The sequence below is a fragment of the Streptomyces sp. NPDC017202 genome (genome assembly GCF_044331705.1).
Taxonomy (GTDB): domain Bacteria; phylum Actinomycetota; class Actinomycetes; order Streptomycetales; family Streptomycetaceae; genus Streptomyces.
Window position 1 is genome coordinate 30,594 of sequence record NZ_JBIRNP010000025.1, and the last position, 23,603, is coordinate 54,196.

General features: G+C 74.5%; 21 protein-coding genes. 6 read left to right on the top strand and 15 right to left on the bottom strand.

Annotated elements, in window-relative coordinates; genetic code table 11:
* Positions 1-13 precede the first annotated feature (13 nt).
* Positions 14-1,030: a hypothetical protein gene (locus ACH4N1_RS31090; protein ID WP_398102798.1), complete on the top strand. Its 1,017-nt coding sequence runs from the start codon at positions 14-16 to the stop codon at positions 1,028-1,030.
* A gap of 75 nt (positions 1,031-1,105) precedes the next feature.
* Here the strand turns inward: ACH4N1_RS31090 and ACH4N1_RS31095 are convergent, their stop codons facing one another.
* Positions 1,106-3,244 carry a 3-hydroxyacyl-CoA dehydrogenase NAD-binding domain-containing protein gene (locus ACH4N1_RS31095; protein WP_398102800.1) on the bottom strand — a complete coding sequence of 713 codons (2,139 nt, stop codon included), beginning with the start codon at positions 3,242-3,244 and terminating at the stop codon, positions 1,106-1,108.
* Positions 3,241-4,458, bottom strand: coding sequence for a thiolase family protein (locus ACH4N1_RS31100; protein WP_392245611.1), 1,218 nt, complete (start codon positions 4,456-4,458; stop codon positions 3,241-3,243). The genes ACH4N1_RS31095 and ACH4N1_RS31100 overlap by 4 nt, the downstream gene beginning before the upstream one ends.
* A gap of 151 nt (positions 4,459-4,609) precedes the next feature.
* On the opposite strand from ACH4N1_RS31100, the gene ACH4N1_RS31105 reads away from it, so the two are divergent.
* Positions 4,610-4,795 (top strand): hypothetical protein, encoded by a 186-nt coding sequence (locus ACH4N1_RS31105; protein ID WP_398102803.1) that lies wholly within the window; start codon positions 4,610-4,612, stop codon positions 4,793-4,795.
* Here the strand turns inward: ACH4N1_RS31105 and ACH4N1_RS31110 are convergent.
* The 3 genes from ACH4N1_RS31110 to ACH4N1_RS31120 all read right to left on the bottom strand — a co-directional run bounded on the left by ACH4N1_RS31110 (position 4,780) and on the right by ACH4N1_RS31120 (position 8,233).
* Complete coding sequence (locus tag ACH4N1_RS31110; protein WP_398102806.1) at positions 4,780-6,117, bottom strand: HRDC domain-containing protein; 1,338 nt, start codon at positions 6,115-6,117, stop codon at positions 4,780-4,782. The two genes, ACH4N1_RS31105 and ACH4N1_RS31110, sit on opposite strands and share 16 nt — an antisense overlap.
* 284 nt (positions 6,118-6,401) lie before the next feature.
* Complete coding sequence (locus tag ACH4N1_RS31115; RefSeq protein ID WP_003972894.1) at positions 6,402-7,064, bottom strand: response regulator transcription factor; 663 nt, start codon at positions 7,062-7,064, stop codon at positions 6,402-6,404.
* A gap of 500 nt (positions 7,065-7,564) precedes the next feature.
* A complete protein-coding gene (locus ACH4N1_RS31120; protein ID WP_398102809.1) occupies positions 7,565-8,233 on the bottom strand; it encodes a DUF3000 domain-containing protein in 669 nt (222 codons plus the stop codon).
* Between the two features lie 172 nt (positions 8,234-8,405).
* On the opposite strand from ACH4N1_RS31120, the gene hemE reads away from it, so the two are divergent.
* Complete coding sequence (gene hemE / locus ACH4N1_RS31125; RefSeq protein WP_398102812.1) at positions 8,406-9,473, top strand: uroporphyrinogen decarboxylase; 1,068 nt, start codon at positions 8,406-8,408, stop codon at positions 9,471-9,473.
* Positions 9,474-9,486: 13 nt separating this feature from the next.
* On the opposite strand, the gene ACH4N1_RS31130 is transcribed toward hemE, so the two are convergent.
* Positions 9,487-10,293: a rhomboid family intramembrane serine protease gene (locus tag ACH4N1_RS31130; RefSeq protein ID WP_398102815.1), complete on the bottom strand. Its 807-nt coding sequence runs from the start codon at positions 10,291-10,293 to the stop codon at positions 9,487-9,489.
* Positions 10,294-10,418: 125 nt separating this feature from the next.
* Here ACH4N1_RS31130 and ACH4N1_RS31135 point away from each other — a divergent pair, with 125 nt between their 5' ends.
* Complete coding sequence (locus ACH4N1_RS31135; RefSeq protein ID WP_363090419.1) at positions 10,419-10,685, top strand: hypothetical protein; 267 nt, start codon at positions 10,419-10,421, stop codon at positions 10,683-10,685.
* Positions 10,686-10,725: 40 nt separating this feature from the next.
* Here ACH4N1_RS31135 and ACH4N1_RS31140 read toward each other — a convergent pair whose 3' ends face one another.
* The gene (locus ACH4N1_RS31140; RefSeq protein WP_398102958.1) at positions 10,726-12,138 is read right to left on the bottom strand and encodes an FAD-dependent oxidoreductase; all 1,413 of its coding nucleotides are present in this window, start codon (positions 12,136-12,138) and stop codon (positions 10,726-10,728) included.
* Between the two features lie 446 nt (positions 12,139-12,584).
* Positions 12,585-13,580, bottom strand: coding sequence for a DUF4349 domain-containing protein (locus ACH4N1_RS31145; protein WP_398102818.1), 996 nt, complete (start codon positions 13,578-13,580; stop codon positions 12,585-12,587).
* A 162-nt stretch (positions 13,581-13,742) separates the two neighbouring features.
* Here ACH4N1_RS31145 and hemG point away from each other — a divergent pair, with 162 nt between their 5' ends.
* Both hemG and hemQ read left to right on the top strand, forming a co-directional pair.
* On the top strand, positions 13,743-15,197 hold the full coding sequence (hemG, locus tag ACH4N1_RS31150) for a protoporphyrinogen oxidase (RefSeq protein ID WP_398102821.1): 1,455 nt from the start codon (positions 13,743-13,745) through the stop codon (positions 15,195-15,197).
* A gap of 5 nt (positions 15,198-15,202) precedes the next feature.
* A complete protein-coding gene (hemQ, locus tag ACH4N1_RS31155) occupies positions 15,203-15,934 on the top strand; it encodes a hydrogen peroxide-dependent heme synthase (protein WP_398102824.1) in 732 nt (243 codons plus the stop codon).
* Here hemQ and ACH4N1_RS31160 read toward each other — a convergent pair whose 3' ends face one another.
* The 7 genes from ACH4N1_RS31160 to ACH4N1_RS31190 form a co-directional block, all read right to left on the bottom strand.
* Positions 15,935-17,560, bottom strand: a complete 1,626-nt coding sequence (locus tag ACH4N1_RS31160) for an alpha/beta hydrolase (RefSeq protein WP_398102826.1) — start codon at positions 17,558-17,560, stop codon at positions 15,935-15,937.
* A gap of 222 nt (positions 17,561-17,782) precedes the next feature.
* Positions 17,783-18,571: a TIGR04222 domain-containing membrane protein gene (locus ACH4N1_RS31165; protein WP_398102828.1), complete on the bottom strand. Its 789-nt coding sequence runs from the start codon at positions 18,569-18,571 to the stop codon at positions 17,783-17,785.
* Between the two features lie 104 nt (positions 18,572-18,675).
* Positions 18,676-19,467, bottom strand: a complete 792-nt coding sequence (locus ACH4N1_RS31170; protein ID WP_398102830.1) for a DUF4142 domain-containing protein — start codon at positions 19,465-19,467, stop codon at positions 18,676-18,678.
* A gap of 265 nt (positions 19,468-19,732) precedes the next feature.
* A complete protein-coding gene (locus tag ACH4N1_RS31175; protein ID WP_398102833.1) occupies positions 19,733-21,349 on the bottom strand; it encodes a DUF692 family multinuclear iron-containing protein in 1,617 nt (538 codons plus the stop codon).
* A gap of 230 nt (positions 21,350-21,579) precedes the next feature.
* The gene (locus tag ACH4N1_RS31180) at positions 21,580-22,281 is read right to left on the bottom strand and encodes a peptidyl-tRNA hydrolase (protein WP_398102835.1); all 702 of its coding nucleotides are present in this window, start codon (positions 22,279-22,281) and stop codon (positions 21,580-21,582) included.
* Between the two features lie 72 nt (positions 22,282-22,353).
* Positions 22,354-22,533 carry a hypothetical protein gene (locus ACH4N1_RS31185; protein WP_398102838.1) on the bottom strand — a complete coding sequence of 60 codons (180 nt, stop codon included), beginning with the start codon at positions 22,531-22,533 and terminating at the stop codon, positions 22,354-22,356.
* 29 nt (positions 22,534-22,562) lie between these two features.
* The gene (locus ACH4N1_RS31190; RefSeq protein ID WP_398102841.1) at positions 22,563-23,453 is read right to left on the bottom strand and encodes a polysaccharide deacetylase family protein; all 891 of its coding nucleotides are present in this window, start codon (positions 23,451-23,453) and stop codon (positions 22,563-22,565) included.
* Between the last annotated feature and the right edge of the window lie 150 nt (positions 23,454-23,603).

The following is a 23,603-nucleotide window of genomic DNA, read 5'->3' on the forward strand; positions in this document are numbered from 1 at the left end:
ATAAAGTGACCGGGTGAACGGCGAATGGCTCGTACGTGGCCGTGACGGGCGGCTCTGTGTCTATCTGACGTCGGACGAGGCGGTCCTGTGCCGCGCGGAGCGCACCCCGGGCGGCGCCTGGGACCCGCCGCGCAGGGTCGGTGGCGACCAGAGGCTGCGCGCGGTCCCGGCGGTCGGCCGCGGGGCCGACGGGTACGCCCATCTCGTCTCCTGGCGGCCCACCGTGCCGGGCCAGTCGGGAATCGTGCACTCCGCCCACTTCCGGCCCCTGCTCGCCGCCCTCGACTGGGTTCCGGTCGGCCACCCGGAGACCAGGGGCGACCTCACCGGCGCCCCCGCCGCCGCCGTGGACGCCCAGGGACGGGCGCACCTCTTCGTGGCCCGGTCCGGCACCGGGCTCGGCATGGTCGCGCAGAAGGAGAAGGGCGGCTGGGACCCGTGGCGCGACCTGAAGGGGCCGGACGTCCTGGGAGCACCGGTCGCGCTCGCGGGGGAGTCCGGGCGCGTCGAGGCGTACGCGGCCGTCCCGGGCGGGCTCCAGCACTGGCGGCAGGAGCAGCCGGGCACCCCGCCCGTCCTCGGGGAGTCGGTGGAGACGCCGGTCCGCCCCGGCACCCTGCGGGCCCTGGCCACCTCGCCGGAGCACACCACGCTCTACTACACCGACGCGTCGGGGGACCTGTGCGCCTGGCGTCCCGGTGGCGCGCCCGTCGTCCTGCTCGCCGCGGCGGGCCCCGGTCCGGTGGCCGCCGTGCGCTGCGAACTCGACGGCCACGACTGCACGCTGCTCGCCCAGCGCTCGTCCGGCGGCCGGGTGGCCTTCGCGGCGTACCCCACCGAGGAGGAGGGCGCCGGCGCCTGGTGGACCGAGTCCGGACCCGCGCTGCCCGCCGACGCCGAGGTGGCCCTCGCCCGCGACCACGAGGACCGGGTGGTCGCCGTGACCCTGTCCCCGTCGGCCGGCCGGCTCCTCGTCACCCGCCGCAAGGACGAACCCGGGCTGGCGCTGACGGCGTGGCAGGAGGTCTGACCGGCCCGCCGCCCGCGCGACGTGAGGAGGGCCCCCGCCGACCGGCGGAGGCCCTCCTCACGTCATGCGCCCGCGTTACGCCGGGATCGACGCCACGCCCGGAGCCAGGAACTTCTTGCCGTTCACCCGCTCCGACACGCCCTCACGGTCCAGGTACGGCGTGATGCCGCCCAGGTGGAAGGGCCAGCCGGCACCGGTGATCAGGCAGAGGTCGACGTCCTGCGCCTCGGCGACGACGCCCTCGTCGAGCATGAGCCCGATCTCCTGCGCCACCGCGTCCAGGACGCGCGCCCGCACCTGCTCCTCGGTCAGGACGGTGTCGCCCTGCTTCAGCAGCGCGGCGACCTCCGGGTCCAGCTCCGGCTTGAAGTTGTTCTCGGCGGAGTAGACGTAGAAGCCGCGCTTGCCCGCCTCGACGACCGCCTTGAGGTTCGGGGAGACCGTGAAGCGGTCCGGGAACGCCCGGTTGAGCGTCTCCGAGACGTGCAGGCCGATGGCCGGGCCGACCAGCTCGAGGAGGACCAGCGGGGACATCGGCAGACCGAGCGGTTCCACCGCCTTCTCCGCGACCTCGACCGGGGTGCCCTCGTCGATGACGTTCTGCACCTCGCCCATGAAGCGGGTCAGGATGCGGTTCACGACGAACGCCGGGGCGTCCTTCACCAGGACGGCCGTCTTCTTCAGCTTCTTGGCGACGGCGAAGGCGGTGGCCAGCGACGCGTCGTCGGTCGTCTCGCCGCGCACGATCTCCAGGAGCGGCAGGATCGCGACCGGGTTGAAGAAGTGGAAGCCCACGACCCGCTCGGGGTTCTTCAGCTTCGACGCCATCTCGGTGACGGAGAGCGACGAGGTGTTGGTGGCGAGGATCGCGTGCGCCGGGGCGACCGCCTCGACCTCTGCGAACACCTGCTGCTTGACACCGATCTCCTCGAACACGGCCTCGATGACGAAGTCCGCGTCCGCGAAGCCCTCGGCCTTGTCCAGCACACCGGTCACCAGCGCCTTGAGGCGGTTGGCCTTGTCCTGGTTGATGCGGCCCTTGCCGAGCAGCTTGTCGATCTCGGCGTGGACGTAGCCCACACCCTTGTCGACGCGCTCCTGGTCGATGTCGGTCAGCACGACCGGCACCTCCAGGCGGCGCAGGAACAGCAGGGCGAGCTGCGAGGCCATCAGGCCCGCGCCCACGACGCCGACCTTGGTGACCGGGCGGGCCAGGTTCTTGTCCGGGGCACCGGCCGGGCGCTTGCCGCGCTTCTGCACCAGGTTGAACGCGTAGATACCGGCGCGCAGTTCACCGCCCATGATCAGGTCGGCGAGGGCCTGGTCCTCGGCGTCGTAGCCCTGCTGGAGGTCGCCGTTCTTGGCGGCGGCGATGATGTCGAGGGCGCGGTAGGCGGCCGGGGCCGCACCGTGCACCTTGCCGTCCGCGATGGAGCGGCCCCTGGCGACGGCCTGGTCCCAGGCCTCGCCGCGGTCGATCACCGGGCGCTCGACGACGATCTCGCCCTTGAGGACGGACGCCGTCCAGATCAGCGACTGCTCCAGGAAGTCCGCACCCTCGAACAGGGCGTCGGCGATGCCCAGTTCGTAGACCTGGGCGCCCTTGAGCTGCTTGTTCTGGTTGAGCGAGTTCTCGATGATCACCGAGACGGCCTTGTCGGCGCCGATCAGGTTCGGCAGCAGGGTGCAGCCGCCCCAGCCGGGGACCAGACCGAGGAAGACCTCGGGCAGTGAGAAGGCGGGCAGGGCCGCGGACACCGTGCGGTAGGTGCAGTGCAGGCCGACCTCGACGCCGCCGCCCATGGCCGCGCCGTTGTAGTAGGCGAAGGTCGGCACGGCCAGGCCGGAGAGGCGCTTGAAGACCTCGTGGCCGCCCTTGCCGATGGCGAGCGCGTGCTCGTGCTCCTTCAGCAGCTCGACGCCCTTGAGGTCGGCGCCGACCGCGAAGATGAACGGCTTGCCGGTGACGCCGGCGGCGACGATCTCGCCGGCCGCCGCCTCCCTCTCGACCTGGTCGATCGCGGTGTTCAGGTTCGCGAGGGACTGCGGGCCGAAGGTGGTCGGCTTGGTGTGGTCCAGGCCGTTGTCGAGGGTGATCAGGGCGAAGCGCCCGGCACCCTGCGGCAGGTCGAAGTGGCGTACGTGCGCCTGCGTGACGACCTCGTCCGGGAACAGCTCGGCCGCACCCTTCAGCAGTTCAGCGGTGGTGCTCACTTGTCCCCCTCGAAGTGCGGGTTCTCCCAGACGACCGTCGCGCCCATGCCGAAGCCGACGCACATGGTGGTCAGGCCGTAGCGGACGTGCGGCTGCTCCTCGAACTGGCGGGCCAGCTGCGTCATCAGCCGGACGCCGGAGGAGGCCAGCGGGTGGCCGAAGGCGATGGCGCCGCCGTACTGGTTGACGCGCTCGTCGTCGTCGGCGATGCCGTAGTGGTCCAGGAAGGCCAGGACCTGGACGGCGAAGGCCTCGTTGATCTCGAAGAGACCGATGTCGGAGATGGACAGACCCGCCTGCGCGAGGGCCTTCTCCGTGGCCGGGATCGGGCCGTAGCCCATGACCTCCGGCTCGACGCCCACGAAGGCGTAGGAGACCAGGCGCATCTTGACCGGCAGGCCGTTCTCGCGCGCGAAGTCCTCGGAGGCGATGAGGGAGGCGGTGGCGCCGTCGTTCAGACCGGCCGCGTTGCCGGCGGTGACCCGGCCGTGCACGCGGAACGGGGTCTTCAGCCCGGAGAGGTTCTCCAGGGTCGTGCCCGGACGCATCGGCTCGTCGGCGGTGACCAGGCCCCAGCCCGTCTCACCGGCCTCGGGGCTGGTGCGCCGCACGGACACCGGCACCAGGTCGGCCTGGATCTTGCCGTCGGCGTACGCCTTGGCGGCCTTCTCCTGCGAGCGCACCGCGTACTCGTCGGCGCGCAGCTTGGTGATCTGCGGGTAGCGGTCGTGCAGGTTCTCCGCCGTCATGCCCATGAACAGGGCGGACTCGTCGACCAGCTTCTCGCTGACGAACCGCGGGTTCGGGTCGACGCCCTCGCCCATCGGGTGGCGGCCCATGTGCTCGACACCGCCGGCGATGGCGACGTCGTAGGCGCCGAAGGCGACGGAGCCGGCGACCGAGGTGACGGCCGTCAGGGCGCCCGCGCACATGCGGTCGATGGAGTAACCGGGCACCGAGGTCGGCAGACCGGCCAGGATGCCGGCGGTGCGGCCGATGGTCAGACCCTGGTCGCCGATCTGCGTGGTCGCGGCGATGGCGACCTCGTCGACCTTCTTCGGGTCGAGACCGGGGTTGCGGCGCAGCAGCTCCCGGATCGCCTTCACGACGAGGTCGTCGGCACGGGTCTCGTGGTAGATGCCCTTCGGGCCCGCCTTGCCGAACGGGGTACGGACGCCGTCGACGAAGACGACGTCCCTGACGGTACGAGGCACGATGGCTCTCCTCCAGGTGCGGGATGGCACTGCTGCGTGACGCAAGCGCTGAGCGCGCGCTCAGAACCCATGCTACTTGTGGGTAACGTAGCTGCACAGCCCTACCCGGCGGAGCGGCGAATGTCACACGGCCGGCGGAGGCGCCGCCCCCGTGGCCCCAGCACCCGTCCACCACGGGCCCGCACGAGATCTTGGCCTGATCCCGACCTCGCGGTACCGCTCCAGCGGCGCGGCGCGACCCGGCCGGGCCACGCGCGCGGACACCGCGCGGGTCACGGCCCGCGGCTGGCGGCCGCCGTACGACGGCGATGTCCACGGCGGCTACGCGGGCCCCTGACCCCCGGGCTCCGGCGCACCGCCGCCCTGCGTGTCCGGGCCCTTCGCCGACAGCGCCGCCACCAGCACCGGCGTCGCCTGCTCCACCTGCCAGGGGCGGGCGCCGAGGGCGGTGAGCGCCGCGGCGACGGAGTCCGTGCCGACCGGCTGGGGCGGCTCCCAGCAGACCCGCCGGACGGTGTCCGGGGCGATCAGGTTCTCCTGCGGCATGTTCAGTTCCTCGGCCAGCGCCGAGACGGCCGACCGCGCCGCCGAGAGGCGGGCCGCGGCCTCGGGGTCCTTGTCCGCCCAGGCCCGCGGCGGCGGCGGCCCCGCGACCGACTGCCCCGGCTGCGGCAGCTGCGACTCGGTCAGCGCCCTGGCCCGGTCGACGGCCGCCTGCCACTGTTCGAGCTGGCGCCGGCTCATCCGGTGCCCGAAGCCGTTCAGCGCGGCCAGCGCGTGCACGGTGGCCGGCACGGCGAGCGCGGCCTCCACGATGGCCGCGTCCGACAGCACCTTGCCGGGCGACACGTCCCGCCGCTGGGCGATCCGGTCCCGCGTCTGCCACAGTTCCCGCACCACGCCGAGCTGACGGCGCCGGCGCACCTTGTGCATGCCGGACGTGCGGCGCCAGGGGTCCTTGCGGGGCTCGGGCGGCGGCGCGGAGGCGATCGCGTCGAACTCCTGCCGGGCCCAATCCAGCTTGTCCTGCCGGTCCAGCTCCTTCTCCAGCGCGTCGCGCAGATCGACGAGGAGCTCGACGTCCAGGGCGGCGTAGCGCAGCCACGGCTCGGGCAGCGGACGGGTGGACCAGTCGACGGCGGAGTGTCCCTTCTCCAGGACGAAACCGAGGACGCCCTCGACCATCGCGCCGAGTCCGACGCGCGGGAACCCTGCCAGTCGCCCGGCCAGCTCGGTGTCGAACAGCCGGGTGGGCACCATGCCTATTTCCCGCAGGCACGGCAGGTCCTGGGTGGCCGCGTGCAGCACCCACTCCACGTCGGACAGCGCCTCCCCGAGCGCGGAGAGGTCGGGGCAGGCGACGGGGTCGATCAACGCGGTGCCGGCGCCCTCGCGGCGCAGCTGCACCAGATAGGCGCGCTGGCCGTAGCGGTAGCCGGAGGCGCGCTCGGCGTCCACGGCGACGGGGCCGGAGCCCGCGGCGAAGGCGGCGATCACCTCGGCGAGCGCGGCCTCGTCGGCGATCACGGGGGGGATGCCCTCGCGCGGTTCGAGCAGTGGTGTCGGCGCCCCGGTGTCAAGCGTTCCGTCGTCTTCCGGAGGGGCGCCCCCGGTGGTTCGCAGTGAGCTGGCTGCGGCGGTTTCTTGGGCGTCGGTCACCTGTCAAGGGTATCCGTGTGTGGACGGCGACCGCCGACGGAACGTTCCGTCGGCGGTCGCCGCAGGGTCGCAAACCAGTCAGGCCGGGGAGGGGGACGGGAAACCGGTCGGGCCGGCGAGGCCGGGCGGGGCGAACCGGTGAGGTGGGGGAGGGGGTGAGGTGGGGGAGGGGGGTGAGGGGTGGGGGTGTCGAGGCGGTCGGGGGGGAGCGAAGAGGATCGGTGGGGGCGTCGGGACCGGGGCCGATCCGCCGTGCGGCCGGGCGGGCCCTCGGTCCGCGAAGCTCAGTGGATGATGCCGGTGCGCAGCGCCACCGCGACCATCCCGGCGCGGTCGCCCGTGCCGAGCTTGCGGGCGATGCGGGCGAGGTGGCTCTTGACGGTCAGCGCGGACAGGCCCATCGAGACGCCGATCGCCTTGTTGGACTGGCCTTCGGCGACCAGGCGCAGCACCTCCACCTCGCGGCCGGACAGCTCGCGGTAGCCGCCCGGGTGGCTCGGGGCACCCGGGGGGCGGCGGTGGAGGCGGGCGGCGGCCGCGCCGATGGGGGCGGCACCGGGCCGGGTGGGGAGCCCGACGTTGGTGCGGGTGCCGGTGACGACGTAGCCCTTGACGCCGCCGGCGAGGGCGTTGCGGACGGCGCCGATGTCGTCGGCCGCGGAGAGGGCGAGCCCGTTGGGCCAGCCCGCGGCGCGGGTCTCCGACAGCAGGGTGAGGCCGGAGCCGTCGGGAAGGTGGACGTCGGCGACGCAGATGTCGCGGGGGTTGCCGATGCGGGGACGAGCCTCCGCGACGGACGAGGCCTCGATGACGTCGCGCACACCGAGCGCCCACAGATGGCGGGTGACGGTGGAGCGGACGCGCGGGTCGGCCACGACCACCATGGCGGTGGGCTTGTTCGGGCGGTAGGCGACCAGGCTTGCGGGCTGCTCGAGGAGAACGGACACCAGGCCTCCTGGGAGGGGGGATGACGGGCCGGCTCGTGGGGATGAAGCCGGGACGAACCGTGCTGTGAAGGTCACAGTCGTCTTCGGCACCGGACCGTGGGTCCTTTAGAAAATGATCACGATCTAGTGAGTAAAAATCCGTCTAATTCGGACACGTGATCGATCATCCGAAGATCGAGTCGGTTTGAGCGAGTGCCGTATGGGATCGAAAGTGGCCGTATCGACAAAGAGATGGTCAATCGGGGCGGCCGTTCGGGGGACTCCGCGGTTGCCGGGCCCGAACACGGCGTGCGAGCACGGCCGACGGGTCCCGGCGGGGCCCGTCGGTCGTGAGGTCGTGAGGTCGGGGAAGGCCGGGGAGTGCCGGGGTGATCGGCGGGAGTCGGGAAACCGGAGGAGGTCAGGGGTGTGCCGGGCGGCGACGGAACCCGTCGCCGTCGGTGTGCGCGGTCACCGCTGCCGCAGTCACCGCCGCCGCGGCCGCCGTCGTCGCGGCGGCGTCACCGCGACTGCGGCCCCCGTCGCTGCGGCAGCGTCACCACGGACGCGTCCCCCGGACCGGCCGGCGGCAGCCCCGCGACCTGCGCCAGCAGATCGCACCAGGACGCCAGGTGCGCCGCCGTGTCCGGGACCGAGCCGCGCCCCTCGCGAGGCGTCCAGGAGGCCCGGATCTCGATCTGCGAGGACGCCGGACGTTCCGACAGGCCGCCGAAGTGGTGCGAACTCGCCCGCGTGACCGTGCCGCTCGGCTCGCCGTACGTCAGGCCGCGCGCCTGGAGCGCCCCGGTCAGCCAGGACCAGCACACGTCCGGCAGCAGCGGGTCCACCGCCATCTCCTGCTCCAGTTCCGCCCGCACCAGGGTGACCAGCCGGAAGGTCCCGCGCCAGGCGTCGTGCCCGGCCGGGTCGTGCAGCAGGACCAGGCGCCCGTCGGCCAGATCCTGGTCGCCGTCCACGACGGTCGCCTCCAGCGCGTACGCGTACGGCGCGAGGCGCCGCGGGGCCGGGGTCGGCTCGATCTCGATCTGGGGCCGCAGCCGGGCGGTCCTCAGCGCGTCGACGGCGGCCTGGAAGGGCGCCGGAACAGCCCCGCCCCCCTCCCGGTCCTCCCCGTTCGCGTCATCCATCCCGCCCGTACCGTCCGACAGTCGTCCCTGAGCCGCAGCCATGCCGGGAACATTAAGGGGAACGGGAGCTTCGCGCAGGGCAAGACACCCGTGCGCGGTCCTCGGACGGCTGCGCGCTGGGCGAACAGGCGCGCGGGCGGGGGGTGTCGGCGGGCGGGACGGGGGCGGACCGCCGGTTTCCGCGGGCTTTCCGCGTCGTGGGAGACTTGCCGTCGTGAGCGCGAACGAGAGCCCCGCGGGCCGGCAGCCGACAGCGACGTACGACAGCCCCTTCATGAAGGCGTGCCGGCGGGAACCGGTGCCGCACACGCCCGTGTGGTTCATGCGCCAGGCCGGGCGCTCGCTGCCCGAGTACCGCAAGGTGCGCGAGGGCATCCCGATGCTCGAGTCCTGCATGCGGCCCGAGCTGGTCACCGAGATCACCCTCCAGCCGGTGCGCCGGCACGGTGTGGACGCGGCGATCTACTTCAGCGACATCGTCGTCCCGCTCAAGGCGATCGGCCTCGACCTCGACATCAAGCCGGGCGTCGGCCCGGTCGTCGAGCAGCCCGTCCGCACCCGCGCCGACCTCGCCCGGCTGCGCGACCTCACCCCCGAGGACGTCTCCTACGTCACCGAGGCGATCGGCCTGCTGACCCGCGAGCTGGGCTCCACCCCCCTCATCGGTTTCGCGGGCGCGCCTTTCACCCTGGCGAGCTACCTCGTCGAGGGCGGCCCGTCGCGCACGTACGAGAACGCCAAGGCGATGATGTACGGCGACCCCGAGCTGTGGGCCGACCTGCTGGACCGCCTCGCGGACATCACGGCGGCCTTCCTGAAGGTGCAGATCGAGGCGGGCGCGTCGGCGGTCCAGCTGTTCGACTCGTGGGTGGGCGCCCTCGCTCCGGCCGACTACCGCCGTTCGGTGATGCCGGCCTCGGTGAAGGTCTTCGAGGCCGTCGCCGGGTACGGCGTCCCGCGCATCCACTTCGGCGTCGGCACCGGCGAGCTGCTCCGGCTCATGGGCGAGGCGGGCGCGGACGTCGTCGGCGTCGACTGGCGCGTCCCCCTCGACGAGGCCGCCCGCCGGGTCGGCCCCGGCAAGGCGCTCCAGGGCAACCTCGACCCGACCGTGCTGTTCTCCTCCACCGAGGCCGTCGAGACCAAGACCCGCGAGGTCCTCGGCGCCGCCGAGGGCCTGGAGGGCCACGTCTTCAACCTCGGGCACGGCGTCATGCCGTCCACCGACCCGGACGCGCTGACCCGCCTCGTGGAGTACGTCCACACCCACACGGCCCGCTGACCCGCCGCCCGCGTCACCAGCCCGGCCGCGCGCTCCTGCCGAACAGCAGGCCGCGCGGCTCCGGCGGTGGCGGGGTGCCCTTCTTCAGCGGCCAGGCGAGCAGCATGCCCGCCAGGAAGCCGACGACGTGCGCCGCGTACGCCACCGTGCCCGCGTCGGACACGCCCTCGCCGGAGGAGTACACCGCCTGGAGCCCGAACCAGAAGCCCAGCACCAGCCAGGCCGGCAGCCGCAGCGGCAGGAAGACCAGGAACGGCACGAGCACCCACACCCTGGCCTTCGGGTACAGCACCAGATAGGCGCCCAGCACGCCCGCGATCGCTCCCGAGGCGCCGATCAGGGGGTCGGCCGAGTCGGCGTTGACGAGCGCGAAGCCGTACGACGCCGCATAGCCGCAGGCGACGTAGAACAGCGCGAAGCGGACGTGGCCCATGCGGTCCTCGATGTTGTTGCCGAAGATCAGCAGGAACAGCATGTTGCCCAGCAGGTGCAGCCAGCCGCCGTGCAGGAACATCGCGGTGAGGACGCTGAGCGGCGGGGACTTGTCGTAGTCCGGCGGGCCCAGCAGACAGCCGCCGCCGCGCACGTCCCCGGTGGGGACGAGCTGCGGGAACCGATGGTGGATCAACTCGCGGGGCACGGCCGCGTACTGCTCCAGGAACGCGTGCAGATGGCAGGTCTGCGCCAGCGTGCTGTCACCCGCCACCGAGCCGGACAGGCCCGGCATGAACAGGAACACGAAGACGTTCACGGCGATCAGCGCATACGTCACCACGGGGGTACGGCGTGCGGGATTCACGTCATGGACGGGGATGACCACAAGGAAGTACTGCCCCCGATCCGTTCGGTGAACCGGTGAACGCGGTTCCCCGCGGGCCCGTATGAACCGGCAACCGCCCGCCGCACCGGGAAGGCGGGCCGCGGGACCGACGTGAGGAACAGGCGATGAACGACAGGGTGACCCCTCCCATGCACGCCACACCCGACGGCGAGGCGGAGATCGCGCTCGTGATCCGGCTGCCCTGGGAGGACGTGGCCCGGCTCGGTCAGGAGGCGGGGCGGCTGGCCGCGCAGCACCAGCGGGCGGTGACCCTCGACGAGGCCGTCAGCCACCGGCTGCGGTCCCGGCCGGCGTCGGCGGCGCACGCGAAGCCGGCCGAGCAGCAGCCTCCGGCGGTCTCCGCGCTGCCGAGGCTGTCCGGGACCGCGTAGGCCGGGTGCGGGTGCGGGTGCGTGGGGCAGGCCGCTGTTCCTACCCCTGTGCGCCGCGCACCTTCGCGGCCGCCTTCCGCGCCGCCACCAGCACCGGATCCCACACCGGGCTGAACGGCGGGGCGTAGCCCAGGTCCAGGGTGGTCATCCGCTCGGCCGTCATGCCCGCCGTCAGGGCCACCGCCGCGATGTCGACGCGCTTGGCCGCGCCCTCCCTGCCGACGATCTGCACGCCGAGGAGGCGGCCCGTGCGGCGTTCGGCGAGCATCTTGACGGTCATGGGGGAGGCGCCGGGGTAGTAGCCGGCCCGGCTGGTCGACTCGACGGTGACCGCCTCGTACCGCAGCCCCGCCCGGCGCGCGTCCTTCTCGCGCAGGCCCGTGCGGGCGATCTCCAGGTCGCAGACCTTGCTGACGGCGGTGCCGACGACGCCGGGGAAGGTGGCGTGGCCGCCGCCGACGTTGGTGCCGATGATCTGCCCGTGCTTGTTGGCGTGGGTGCCGAGGGGGATGTGGCGTTCCTGGCCGGACACCAGGTCGAGGACCTCGACGCAGTCGCCGCCGGCCCAGACGTTCTCGTGGCCGCGCACCCGCATCGCCAGGTCGGTGAGGAGACCGCCGTGGGCGCCGAGGGGCAGGCCGGCGGCCTCGGCGAGGGCGGTCTCCGGGCGGACACCGATGCCGAGGACCACCACGTCCGCCGGGTGCTCGGCGTCCGCCGTGACGACCGCCCGCACCCGGCCGTCGTCACCGGCGAGCAGCCCGGTGACCTCGGCGTCGTTCACCATGGTGATGCCGAGACCCTCCATGGCCTCGTGCACCAGCCGGCCCATGTCCGGGTCGAGCGTGGACATCGGCTCGCTGCCCCGGTTGACGACCGTCACCAGGTAGCCCCGTTTGATGAGCGCCTCGGCCATCTCCACGCCGATGTAGCCCGCCCCGACCACCACGGCGTGCCGCCCGCGCGCGCGGGTGCGCGCGAGCGAGTCGAGCAGCTCCTGCCCGTCGTCGAGCGTCTGCACCCCGTGCACGCCCTCGGCGTCGGCCCCCGGCAGGTCCGGCCGGATCGGCCGGGCCCCGGTGGCGATCACGAGGTCGTCGTACGACGTCCAGGACTCCGCCCCCGAGTCGACGTCACGCGCGTGCACCCGCTGCCCGGCGAGGTCGATCTCCGTGACCTCGGTGCGCAGGCGCAGGTCGATGCCGCGCGCGCGGTGCTCCTGCGGCGTGCGGGCGATCAGCTCGTCCCGCTCGTCGACGTCGCCCCCCACCCAGTACGGGATGCCGCAGGCCGAGTAGGACGTGAAGTGGCCGCGCTCGAAGGCCACGACGTCCAGTTCCCCGGGCCCCTTCAGCCGGCGGGCCTGGGAGGCCGCCGACATGCCCGCGGCGTCGCCGCCGATCACGACCAGCCGCTTCCGCCCGGCCGCCCCGGGGCGCGCGCTCTCGCTCATGCTCATGCGGACACGCTACGGGGCGGACGCCACGGGACCCCGCCCGCCCTCGCCCCCACCGGGCCGACCGGGCCGTGGACTTGGCGGTCCGGCCGGCCCGGCCCCCCGCACCTCCAGGTGGTGGGAGGCCGTCGGCCGGGAGACGCCGAAGGGCCGGTGAGGCCGCACGCACAGGCCTCGCCGCCCTCGGGGAAAGCCGTCAGAGACAGCAGTCGCAGCCGCAGCCGGGCCGGGCCCGACAGCGCCTCAAGCCTCCGCGACAGCGCGGCCGCGGCCTCCCCGCCGAGCGGCTCGCGGACCGCCGGCGCGCAGCACGCGCCGGGTCGCCGGCCTGCTCGTCGGGCCCGGCGGCCTCCGGGGCGCGCCGCGGCCGCGGGGCGCCGACGCCCGGGACGGCGCAGGGCCCCGAAGCCGGGTCCTGAAGCGGCCCGGCGCCGCCCGCCCGCTCAGTCCCGGTCGGCCGTCCGCCCCTCGGGCTCGGCCGGGCGGGCCGGGTGGGCCGGGTGGGCCGGCCACTGGGCCGGCTCGGCCGGGCGGGCCGCCCGGCGCCGGGGGCGGAGCAGCCGCAGCCACACGAGCAGTGCCAGCGCGAGCACCGCGGCGAACGGCAGCACCGCGCCGAACGCGATCGCGATCCAGCGCAGCATCGTCACGAACGCGTCCCAGCCGCCGGCCAGCGCGTCCACGAACCCGGGGTCGTCGTCCCCGGCCTCGACCGGCACCGGCTTCTCGGACAGGGTCAGCGTGATCGTGGCCAGGCTGGTGCGGTCCTTCAGGGACGCCTGCTGGGCGAGCAGCGCCTCCAGATCGGCCTCCCGGCGGCTCAGCTCGCCCTCCAGGGTGACCACGTCGCTCAGCTTCGTCGCCCGGTCCATCAGCGCGCGCACGCGGGTCACGCTGGCACGCTGCGAGGTGATCCGGCTCTCCACGTCGACGACCTGGTCGGTGACGTCCTGGGCCTTCGCCGTGCGCTCCAGGAGTTTGCCCGTCCCTTGCAGCCCGGCCAGGACGTCGTCGTACTCCTCCACCGGCACGCGCAGGACGACGCGGGTCTCCTCGGCGCCGTCCTCGTCGCGGACGGTCGTCTCGTCGCCGATGTAGCCGCCCGCGTTCTCGGTGGTGGCGCGGGCCCGGTCGAGGGCCTTGGGCACGTTCTTGACCTGCACGGTCAGGGTGGCGGTGCGGATGATGCGGTTGACGGACGGCTTCGGCGCCGCGGTCGCCCGCGACCCGCCCGCGCCCGAGTCCGCGCCGGACTCGGCGCCCGCACCGGACTTGGCGTCCTCGGCCGGCCGCGCCACGCCGGCCTCCGGACCGGCCGCCTTGTCCGAGGCGCTGCTCGCTCCCGTGTCGTTCGCGCCGCACCCGGTGAGGGCGACGGCGGCGGCGAGCAGGACGCCCGCCAGGGCGTGGACCGGTCGTACGGAACGTCGTGTGCGCATGTGGGCGTACCCCCCGAGGGTTCGGCGACGGCTGACGGTCCTTCGACGCCGGGGCGGGGCGCGGCGTTCGGCCGCGACGGTTCCGAAGCGGTCACGGTCGGGACTCGGTGGGGCCACATGGCCCTGGCCGGAGTGCCGGTGGGGTCTGAGAGAGTGGGGGGCATGAGCGCAACGGGTACGAGCACGGGGCACGTCGTCGTGGTGGGAGCCGGGATCGCGGGCCTGGCGGCCGCCCACCGGCTGCTGGAGCGCGGCGCGCGCGTCACCGTGCTGGAGGCGTCCGAACGGGTCGGCGGCAAGCTCCTGCCGGGCGAGATCGCGGGAGTCCGGGTCGACCTGGGCGCCGAGTCGATGCTCGCCCGCCGACCCGAGGCGGTCGCCCTCGCGCGCGAGGCGGGCCTGGGCGAGCGCCTCCAGCCGCCGGCCACCGCCACCGCCTCCGTGTGGACCCGCGGCGCCCTGCGCCCCATGCCCAAGGGCCATGTCATGGGCGTCCCCGGCACCGCCGCCGCGCTCGCCGGCCTCCTCTCCGACGAGGGCCTCGCCCGGATCGCCCGGGACGCCGACCTGCCCCGCACGGAGATCGGCGAGGACGTGGCCGTCGGGGAGTACGTGGCGGCCCGCCTGGGCCGCGAGGTCGTCGACCGCCTGGTGGAGCCGCTCCTCGGCGGGGTCTACGCCGGTGACGCCTACCGCATCTCGATGCGCTCGGCCGTCCCGCAGCTGTTCCAGGCCGCGCGCACCCACCGCTCGCTGACGGAGGCCGTCCGCGACATCCAGGCGAAGGCCGCCGCCCACCAGCAGACCGGACCCGTGTTCACGGGCATCGAGGGCGGCGTCGGCTCGCTGCCCCTCGCGGTGGCCGCGTCCGTCGGGGCGCGCGGCGGCGAGATCCTCACCCGCACGCCGGTGAGCGCCCTGCGCCGCGACCCGGCCGGCGGCTGGCGCGTCACCGCCGGCGACCGCGTCCTGCACGCCGACGGCGTCGTCGTCGCCGTCCCCGCGCCCGCCGCCGCCGCGCTGCTCGCCGCCGAGTCCCCCGGGGCCGCCGCCGAACTGCGCACCGTCGAGTACGCCTCGATGGCCCTGATCACCCTCGCCTTCCGCCGCGCCGAGGCCACCCTGCCCGACGGCAGCGGTTTCCTCGTTCCGCCCGTCGACGGCCGCACCGTCAAGGCGTCCACGTTCGCCTCGCAGAAGTGGGGCTGGATCGCCGGCCAGGACCCGGACGTGACCGTGCTGCGCACCTCCGTCGGGCGGTACGGCGAGACGGAGATCCTGGAGCGCTCCGACGCCGAACTCGTCGACGTCTCGCGGCACGACCTGAAGGCCGCCGTCGGCCTGGACGCCACACCCCTCGAGACCCGCGTCACCCGCTGGACGGACGGCCTGCCCCAGTACCCCGTCGGCCACCACGCGCGCGTGGCCCGCGTCCGCGAGCACCTCGCGAAGCTCCCCGGCCTCGCGGTGTGCGGCGCGCCCTACGACGGTGTCGGCATCCCCGCCTGCATCGCGAGCGCGTACGCGGCGGTCGACGGGATCGGCGGCGACGGCAGCACCGCGCGCGAGCTGACGGCCAACCCCGTGCAAAGTCTGCACGGCGGAGCGGGAGAATGAGAACCATGAGTGACGACGCCCCCACCACCGAGTCCGGCAGGATCCCGAACAAGGGCAAGCTGGCCAAGGACCTCAACGAGGTCATCCGCTACACGCTGTGGTCCGTCTTCAGGCTGAAGGACACCCTCCCCGAGGACCGCGCCGGTTACGCCGACGAGGTCCAGGAGCTGTTCGACCAGCTCGCCGCCAAGGACGTGACGGTCCGCGGCACCTACGACGTGTCCGGCCTGCGCGCTGACGCCGACCTGATGATCTGGTGGCACGCCGAGACCAGCGACCAGCTCCAGGAGGCGTACAACCTCTTCCGCCGCACCCGGCTGGGCCGCGCCCTGGAGCCGGTCTGGTCGAACATGGCGCTGCACCGGCCCGCCGAGTTCAACCGCTCGCACATCCCGGCGTTCCTCGCCGACGAGACGCCGCGGAACTACATCAGCGTCTACCCGTTCGTGCGCTCCTACGACTGGTACCTGCTGCCCGACGAGGACCGCCGCCGCATGCTCGCCGACCACGGCAAGATGGCCCGCGGCTACCCGGACGTCCGCGCCAACACGGTCGCCTCGTTCTCCCTCGGCGACTACGAGTGGATCCTCGCCTTCGAGGCCGACGAGCTGTACCGCATCGTCGACCTCATGCGCCACCTGCGCGCCTCCGAGGCCCGGCTGCACGTCCGCGAGGAGGTCCCGTTCTACACGGGCCGCCGCAAGGACGTCGCCGAACTGGTGGCGGGCCTCGCCTGATCAGCGCGCCGGCCGGGCGGCCGCCGCCCTCTCGGCGGGGCCGGCCGGCCGGGGCTGCGCGTGCGGGGCGCAGGCCGCGCGCCGGGCCGGCAGCCGCCCCTGGAGCAGGTAGGTCTCCAGGTGGCCGTTGACGCACGGGTTCGGCCCGCCCGCGATGCCGTGGGTGCCGGCGTCCCGCTCCGTCACCAGCACCGAGCCCGTCAGCCGCCGGTGCAGTTCCAGGGCCCCGTCGTAAGGTGCCGCGGCGTCCCGTTCGGCCGCCAGGATCAGCGTCGCCGGCAGTTCGCCGGGCCCGGTCCGCACGTCCGGCGGCTGCTGCCGGGGCGCCGGCCAGTACGCGCACGGCAGGTTCGCCCACACGTTGTCCCAGGTCTCGAACGGCGCCACCCGCGCGAGCCGCGTGTTGTCCCGGTCCCACACCCGGAAGTCCGTCGGCCACGGCCCGTCGTTGCACTCCACGGCCGTGTAGACGGCGTTCGCGTTCTCCGCCTCCGCCGCCGCCTCCGGGGCCGGCGCGGCCAGCGCGATCAGCCGCTTCGGATCGCCCTTGAGGTACGTCGACAGCGCCTCGGCGCGGGACGGCCAGTAGTCGTCGTAGTACCCGGCCTGGAGGAACGCGCCCTGCAACTGCGCGGGCCCCACCCGGCCGCCGGCCGGCTCGGCGGCCAGTCTCGCCCGCGCCCGCTCGTAACTGCGCAGCACCGCCTGCGGGGTGCCGCCCAGCCCGTACACCCGGTCGTGCCGTGCGACCCACTCGCGGAAGTCCTCCCAGCGGCTCTCGAACGCCGCCGACTGGCCGAGGTTGTTGCGGTACCAGATCCGCGCCGGGTCCGGGTTCACCGCCGCGTCGAACACCATCCGCCGCACGTGGGAGGGGAACAGCGTCGCGTACAGCGCCCCGAAGTAGGTGCCGTACGACGCCCCCAGGAACGTCAGCCGGTCCTCGCCCAGCGCGGCCCGCAGGACGTCCAGGTCACGGGCGTTGTTCAGCGAGTGGTAGTGCCGCAGCGCGTCGCCCGTCCGCCGCGCGCAGCCCCGCGCGTACGCCTTCGCCCGTGCGACGCGCTCCCGCTTGTACGCCTCCGAGGGGTGTACCGGCGCCGCAGCGGGCCCCTTGAAGAAGGTCTTCGGGTCCTCGCAGGACAGCGGGGCCGAGCGGCCGACCCCGCGCGGGTCGTACCCCACCAGGTCGTAGGCGGCGCCGAGGCGCTTCCACGCGGGAACCATGCCGACCAGCGGGAAGTACAGCCCCGAGGCACCCGGCCCGCCCGGGTTGAAGACCAGCGAACCCTGCCCGGGCACACGGCGCTTGCTGTTGTGCGGGTCGCGGTGGGTGGCCCGCACCCGGCTGACGGCCAATGCGAGCTGCTCGCCGTTCGGCCGCGCGTAGTCGAGCGGCACGCTCACGGTGCCGCACTCCACGCCGGCCGGCAGGTCCGGCACGTCGGAGCAGGCACCGAAGTCGATCCCCTTCGCCGCGGCCCGCTCGGCGGCGAGCGCGACCCCCGCGACCCCCGCGATCCCCGCGACATCGGGGACGGCGTTCGGGGTCCCGCCCGCGGGGACGGCGGAAAGGAGGGTCAGGAGCAGGGCTCCCGTGGCCGAGTGGAGGACGGCAGCTCTCATCGCGTGTCCCTTCGAAGCGCGGCAGCGACAGAAGGGATGCTTCGTCCGCCTGTCGGCGAAGGCAAGCACCACGCGAGGGTGTCGGCGCCAATGCCCCTCGTGCGCCCCCGGGAGACCCGGACGCGCCGGGGCGGACGATGCCCGGCACGCGCCGGGCCGGGCCGGTCGGCGACGGACGAGGGCGGACGGGGACGGCGCCGGCCGGGCGCCGGCCGGGGTGCCTCAGCCGCTCCCGCAGGCCCCGTGGCCGGCGTCGCGGTGGGCGAACGCCGCTCGCAGGTGCGGTTCGGACACCGCCCGGATGCCGTGGACGGCGACGGAGGTCAGGTAGGCGTGGTCGTCGGCCCCGACCGCGGTGCCACGGGTCAGGGCGGTCAACAGGTGCTGTCCCGCCGGGGACGCCCAGGGTGAGTACGGGTGCGCCTCGATCCGGGCCAGGGCCAGGCAGCTCAGGGTGAGGGCGAGGGGCAGCCCGAACCAGGCGGCGACGAGGACGCGCGGCATGTCCGAGGGGATCGGCATCAGCAGCGCGGCCGTACCCAGCGCCAGGACGGCGAGGGCGGCACCCCGTACCTGCCGGACGCCCGCCGCCACCGTCGTACCGGCGCCGTCGGGCACCGCGAGGCCGACGCCGACGAGGCGGTCGGCGAGCCGGCGGACCGCGTCGGCTGCCGCGGCGGCGGCCCGCACCGGGGCGATCCTGGACTGCCCCGCGGGGCCGATGGCTCCTATGACGGACCGTTCCATCTCGTCGCGCCCGTGCGGGTCCACCACCGTGGCCCAGCCCGTGTGGGCGAGCAGCAGCCGTCGCTGCCGGGCCATGGACACCAGCGTCAGCTCGGCGACCCGCGCGGGACCCCCGGACAGGAACGCCGCCTCGTAGAGCGTCAGGTCGTGTCCCCCGGCCGCGTCCGTGCCGACGGCTGCCGTACGGACGGCGGCCAGGCACAGCCGGGTGCACGCGACACCGGCGACGGCCCAGGCCGGCAGCAGGAGAAGGACCCAGAACATGCCGCAGTTCTATGCCGGACGCACCGGGGAGCGCCATGCCTTGTTCAGTATCCGGACCCGGTGTGGTGGATATATGACGTTCCGCTCGCCTTCGTCGGGCCCGGTCAGGAACCGTCGGACGGTGGCGGACCGGTCGCGGCCGGCGGGAGCGGGTAACCCGACACCGAGGACGCCGAGGGTGGCGCGAGCGGCACGACCGTTCCCGGGTCGGCGACCGGACCGGGCGGAGCGGGGGAGCGGGTGACCGGCGGGGTGCTGCCCGCCGCCAGGTCCCGGGCGAGGCGGGCGAAGTCGACGCGACCGGTGGCCTCCAGGACCTTGATGTGGTCCAGGACCGTGGTGTTGGCGTCGTCGGCGAGGTCGCGCACCAGCGCGTTCTGGGTGCCCGCCCGCACCTGCGCGACGACGGAGAACACCCGGCCGTGCGCGAGTCGCAGGATGTTGGCGAACTCCCGGTCGAAGTCCTCGCCCTGTGCCGCGTCCAGCCTTTTCAGCCAGTCCTGCTGCTGGCCGGTGGGCTCGTTCGGCAGGGCGAGCCCGAGCTGCGCGGCGACCGTGCGCACCCGCTCGTCCAGGAAGGCGTGCCCCTCGACGAGGTGCCGACCCGCCGTCCGCACGGCCTCGGTCGCGCCCTTGGCCTGTGCCTGCCGGCCCGCCGGCAGCTCCCACAGCCCGGCCAGCCGCACCTTGGTGACGAAGTCGCGGTCGAGTCCGGACAGCGGCCCGTACTGCGTCGCCACGGTCTCCGCGTTCAGCACGTCGACGCCGGTGCCCGACCGGTCCTCGTAGGACCAGACCGGGAAGACGAGCGCGACGAGCGTCGCGGCCAGGCCGACGACGATGAGCCCGGTGCCACTGAAGATGCCTCTGCCCCTGATCGGGGGTCGGGGTCGCATGGTGCCTCCTGCTCACGGCACCGCACGCTCGTGCTTCGGGTGCGGGGTGGGCATATTACTGCGCCCGCGGAGGCGACTGCCGCCCGAGGGGCAAAGGTCGCGGCTCGGGCTTTCAACGCGAAACGCCCTCCGGGGTCGCGCGGCGAAAGGGCGGAAAGCATCGTGAAACGCTCACCGGGGAGGACCGGCCGCCCCCGGTGTTAACCCGGGCACACTCGGGCACGGGGGTGCCCCGACGGCTTCGACGCCCGGGGTGCCGCCCCGGTCACCGCCCGATCAACGAACGTCCCACGCGGCCCACCCGGCCCAGCCGGGACAGCGGCCTCGGCGCCGGGCCCGAGCGGTCCAGCCACCAGCGTCGCAGCTCGCGCCGGGCCCGCCCCTCCGCCAGCTGCCCGCCCAGCAGCAGGTGCTCGGCGAAGTCCAGGGCGTCCTGCCGGTAGCCGCCGCGCATCGGGTGGCGCTGGGCGTGGGCGAGGAAAGCGGACCGGTAGCCGGCGCCGAGGATCAGCGGCAGTTCCGGCGCCAGCTTCGCCACCACGTCGGCCCGCTTCGCGGCCAGCGCGCGGGCCTGCACGCCGAGCCGCACCCGGTCGAAACCCTCCGGGACGGGCGTCCCGGCCACCAGTGCGGACAGCAGGGCGGCCTGGGCGAGCCCGAGCCGCTGCCGCGTGGCGTCGGCGACGGCCGGCGGCCCGGTCTCCCCGAGGGTGCCGGCGGCCGACGGCTCCCTTTCCCCGGCGGTGCCGGCGGCCGGCCGTCGGGTCTCCCCGGCCTCCAGGGGCGACGGCTCCGTCTCCTCGGCCCTCGTGGCGGACGGCTCCGCCCTCCCGGCCCTCGTGGTGGAGGGCCCTGCCGCCCCCGGACCCGCGGCCGACGGCTCGGTCTCCTCGGCCCTCGTGGCGGACGGCTCCGCCCTCCCGGCCCTCGTGGTGGAGGGCCCTGCCGCCCCCGGACCCGCGGCCGACGGCTCGGTCTCCCCGGTCCCCGCCGCGTATGGTTCCGCTTCCCCGGCCTCCGCGGCCGGTATCTGTGCGGCGGTCGGCCCCCGCTGCCGCGCCCCCGGCTCCACCGCCTCCCGGATCGCGTCCAGTTCCCGCTCCAGCTCCTGCGGCGCGGGGAAGTTCTCGTCGCGCTCCAGCAGCACCCCGGGCGGGGCGACGCGGGAGGTGAGGTCGGTCAGGATGTCGAGGACGGGGCGCGGCACCGGATGCGCGTGGCTGTCGTGCCAGACGCCGTCCCGTTCGAAGCCGCCCGCGACGTGGACGTACGCGATGGCCTCCAGCGGAAGTTCGGCGAGCGCCTCGGCGGGGTCCTCGCCGCGGTTCACATGGTTGGTGTGCAGGTTGGCCACGTCGATGAGCAGCCGGACGCCCGTGCGGTCGGCCAGCTCGTACAGGAACTGACCCTCCGTCATCTCCTCGCCGGGCCAGGCGATCAGCGCCGCGATGTTCTCCACGGCGAGCGGCACGGGCAGCGACTCCTGCGCGATGCGCACGTTCTCGCACAGCACGTCCAGCGCGTCCCGGGTGCGCGGCACGGGCAGCAGGTGCCCGGCCTCCAGCCGGGGCGTCGCGGTCAGCGGGCCGCCCGCCCGGACGAACGCGATGTGCTCGGTGACCAGCGGCGAGCCCAGCACCTCGGCCCGCGCGGCGAGCGCGGCCAGCCGCCCCTCGTCGGGCCGGTCGGCGCCGCCGAGGCCGAGCGAGACGCCGTGCGGGACGACGACGACCCCGCGTTCGCGCAGCCGCAGCAGGGACTCGGGGAGGTGACCGGGGCAGACGTTCTCGGCCACGGCCTCGACCCAGTCGATGCCCGGCATGCGCTCCACGGCGTCCGCGATCTCCTGCCGCCAGCCGATTCCCGTACCGAGTCGCGTCATGGTCCCCTCCTTCATCGCCGACCCCCCGGCGTGGTGACCGGGATATGACCCCACCGGCCGGGCCCGAACCGCCGACGGCGCTCCTTCAGAGCAACATTTGAGGTTCGCCCGCGCACCACCGCACGGCCCGCCCGTCCCCGGGAAGTACGCGGGAGGGGCCCGCCCGGTTCAGAGGGAGGGCACGAGGGGGCCCGGTCGCGTCGAGATCCGTGACGGCGGCGCCGGCTCCGTCACCGCGAGCGCAGCGCCGGATGTTCCGCGACCACCGTGCAGCTGCCCGGCGCGATCTCGGTGAACCCCGCGTCCCGCACCAGCGGCAGTCCGCTCGCGGTCAGCTCGCGCCAGCGCTCGGGCTCCGCGGTGCGCACGGCCAGTGGGAAGCCCGCCTCGCGCCATGCCGAGCGCTCCTCGTCGGACAGCTCCCACCAGGCGAGCTGCGCGCCGTGCCCGGCCTGCGCCATGGCCTTGCCCGCCGACATCTCCACCTCGGGACTCATCCACAGCACCGGCACCCCCGGACCGGCCGGCGACGGCTCCCGCGGGTCGTCGAGATCGGTCCCCGACACCTGGAGCTTCGCCAGCTCCTTCGGCCACCCGTCCAACGGCACCGGCACGAACACCCGGACCTCCGCCGTCCCCCCGGTCACGGTGATCCCGGGCAGCTCCCCGGCCCGCCGCCACTCGGCCCCGCGGGCCCGCCGCACGACCTTGCGGATGCGGGCGTCCTGCCAGTCCCGTACGGCCTGCGCCCACTCGCCCTCCCCGAGGGCCCGCTCGTCGCTCAGCAGCACGAGCACGGCCCGGGCGGCCGTCTCGAGCGCGTCGGTGCGGCCGGGAGGGTCGGTCTTCTCCAACCGCACGACGAGCGGGAGGACGAACTGCGGCGCCTGATCACGCGGATTCGGCTCGGTCTGGAAGGGGCTCTCACTCACTCGGCGCAGAGTACTGGACGGGCCGGCACGGCCGGGGACGCCCCCGGCCCCAGGCCGTCGCGCGGCCGGGGTTCAGCCCGAGCAGGCCGTCCGCTGGGCCTCCTGCCACTCGCACCGGGGGCACAGCGTGGTCCCCCGGTACGACCGCGGGTACTCCGTCGGCTCCCGGCACAGTACGCACTCCGCGTACGGCGCCCCCTCGGCCCCGGGCGGCCCGCTCGCGTCGGTCGGACCGTAGGTGTCGTCGCTCATCACCCCAGCGTACGAGAGGGGCGCGGGCCTCAGCGGCGGCCGCCCGCGGCGCCGATCAGCTCGGACACCTTCACGAACCGGTAGCCCCGGCGGCGCAGCTCGGGCACGATCGCGCGCACCGCCCGCTCGGTGACCGGGGCGGCGCTGCGCGTGCAGTGCATGACCACCACCGACCCCGGCCGCACGCCCTCCAGGACCTGCCGGGCCACCGCGTCCGCGTCGGTGGCGAAGGCGTCGCCGCTCACCACGTCCCACTGCACCGCCGTCACCCCGGTGCCGCTCACCGCGCGCAGTGCCTCTGCGTCGTAACAGCCGCCCGGGAAGCGGAAGTACGGCATCGCGTCCGGAACCCCGGCGGCGCGGAAGGCGGCGTACGCCCGCTCCACGTCCGCCCGCATCGCCTCGCGCTCCACGGTCGGCAGGCCGTAGCAGTCGTCGGTGAAGGCGTAGTGGCTGTAGGAGTGGTTGGCGACCTCGAAGAGCGGGTCCCGGCCGACGGCGCGGGCCTGGGCCGGATACTCCTCGGCCCACCGGCCGGTCATGAACACGGTCGCCGGCACCTTCAACGCCCGCAGGGCCGCGATCAGTCCGGGGTTGTCGAAGTGCTCACCGGCCGCCGCCCGCGCCCCCTGGCCGGCGGTCATGTCGGCGTCGAAGGTGAGGGCGACGGTCTTGTCGCCGGTGCGGGGCGCGTGCGCGAAGACGGGAACCTGGCCGGCCGGACCCGGCGCGAGGGTGGGCGGCCGGGACGCGACGGGCGACGGACGGCCGGCGGAGGGCAGGCCGGCCGAGGGCAGGCCGGGGGCCGGGCGGGGATCGCGGGGGGCGCGGGGTGCCTCGGCGGTGCCGCAGGCGGCGAGCACGGCACCGAGGACACCGAGGGCACCCACGGCGGCGAGACGACGTACGGGAGGGATCATCGTATGAAGTTATGAGCGACGACGGCCCGATCGTGTGGAGACGTGCGCGCGCCCCGTGCCGTGTCACCCGCCCGGATCACGGACCCGGATCACGGACCCGGATCACGGACCCGGATCACGGACCCGGATCACGGACCCGGATCACGGACC

Coding starts and splice junctions, on each gene's coding strand:
- ACH4N1_RS31120 (WP_398102809.1), bottom strand. CDS start 8,233: ATGGCTGCGGCTCAGGGACGACTGTCGGACGGTACGGGCGGGATGGAT.
- ACH4N1_RS31135 (WP_363090419.1), top strand. CDS start 10,419: ATGAACGACAGGGTGACCCCTCCCATGCACGCCACACCCGACGGCGAG.
- ACH4N1_RS31140 (WP_398102958.1), bottom strand. CDS start 12,138: ATGAGCGAGAGCGCGCGCCCCGGGGCGGCCGGGCGGAAGCGGCTGGTC.
- ACH4N1_RS31145 (WP_398102818.1), bottom strand. CDS start 13,580: ATGCGCACACGACGTTCCGTACGACCGGTCCACGCCCTGGCGGGCGTC.
- hemG (WP_398102821.1), top strand. CDS start 13,743: ATGAGCGCAACGGGTACGAGCACGGGGCACGTCGTCGTGGTGGGAGCC.
- hemQ (WP_398102824.1), top strand. CDS start 15,203: ATGAGTGACGACGCCCCCACCACCGAGTCCGGCAGGATCCCGAACAAG.
- ACH4N1_RS31160 (WP_398102826.1), bottom strand. CDS start 17,560: ATGAGAGCTGCCGTCCTCCACTCGGCCACGGGAGCCCTGCTCCTGACC.
- ACH4N1_RS31165 (WP_398102828.1), bottom strand. CDS start 18,571: ATGTTCTGGGTCCTTCTCCTGCTGCCGGCCTGGGCCGTCGCCGGTGTC.
- ACH4N1_RS31170 (WP_398102830.1), bottom strand. CDS start 19,467: ATGCGACCCCGACCCCCGATCAGGGGCAGAGGCATCTTCAGTGGCACC.
- ACH4N1_RS31175 (WP_398102833.1), bottom strand. CDS start 21,349: ATGACGCGACTCGGTACGGGAATCGGCTGGCGGCAGGAGATCGCGGAC.
- ACH4N1_RS31185 (WP_398102838.1), bottom strand. CDS start 22,533: ATGAGCGACGACACCTACGGTCCGACCGACGCGAGCGGGCCGCCCGGG.
- ACH4N1_RS31190 (WP_398102841.1), bottom strand. CDS start 23,453: ATGATCCCTCCCGTACGTCGTCTCGCCGCCGTGGGTGCCCTCGGTGTC.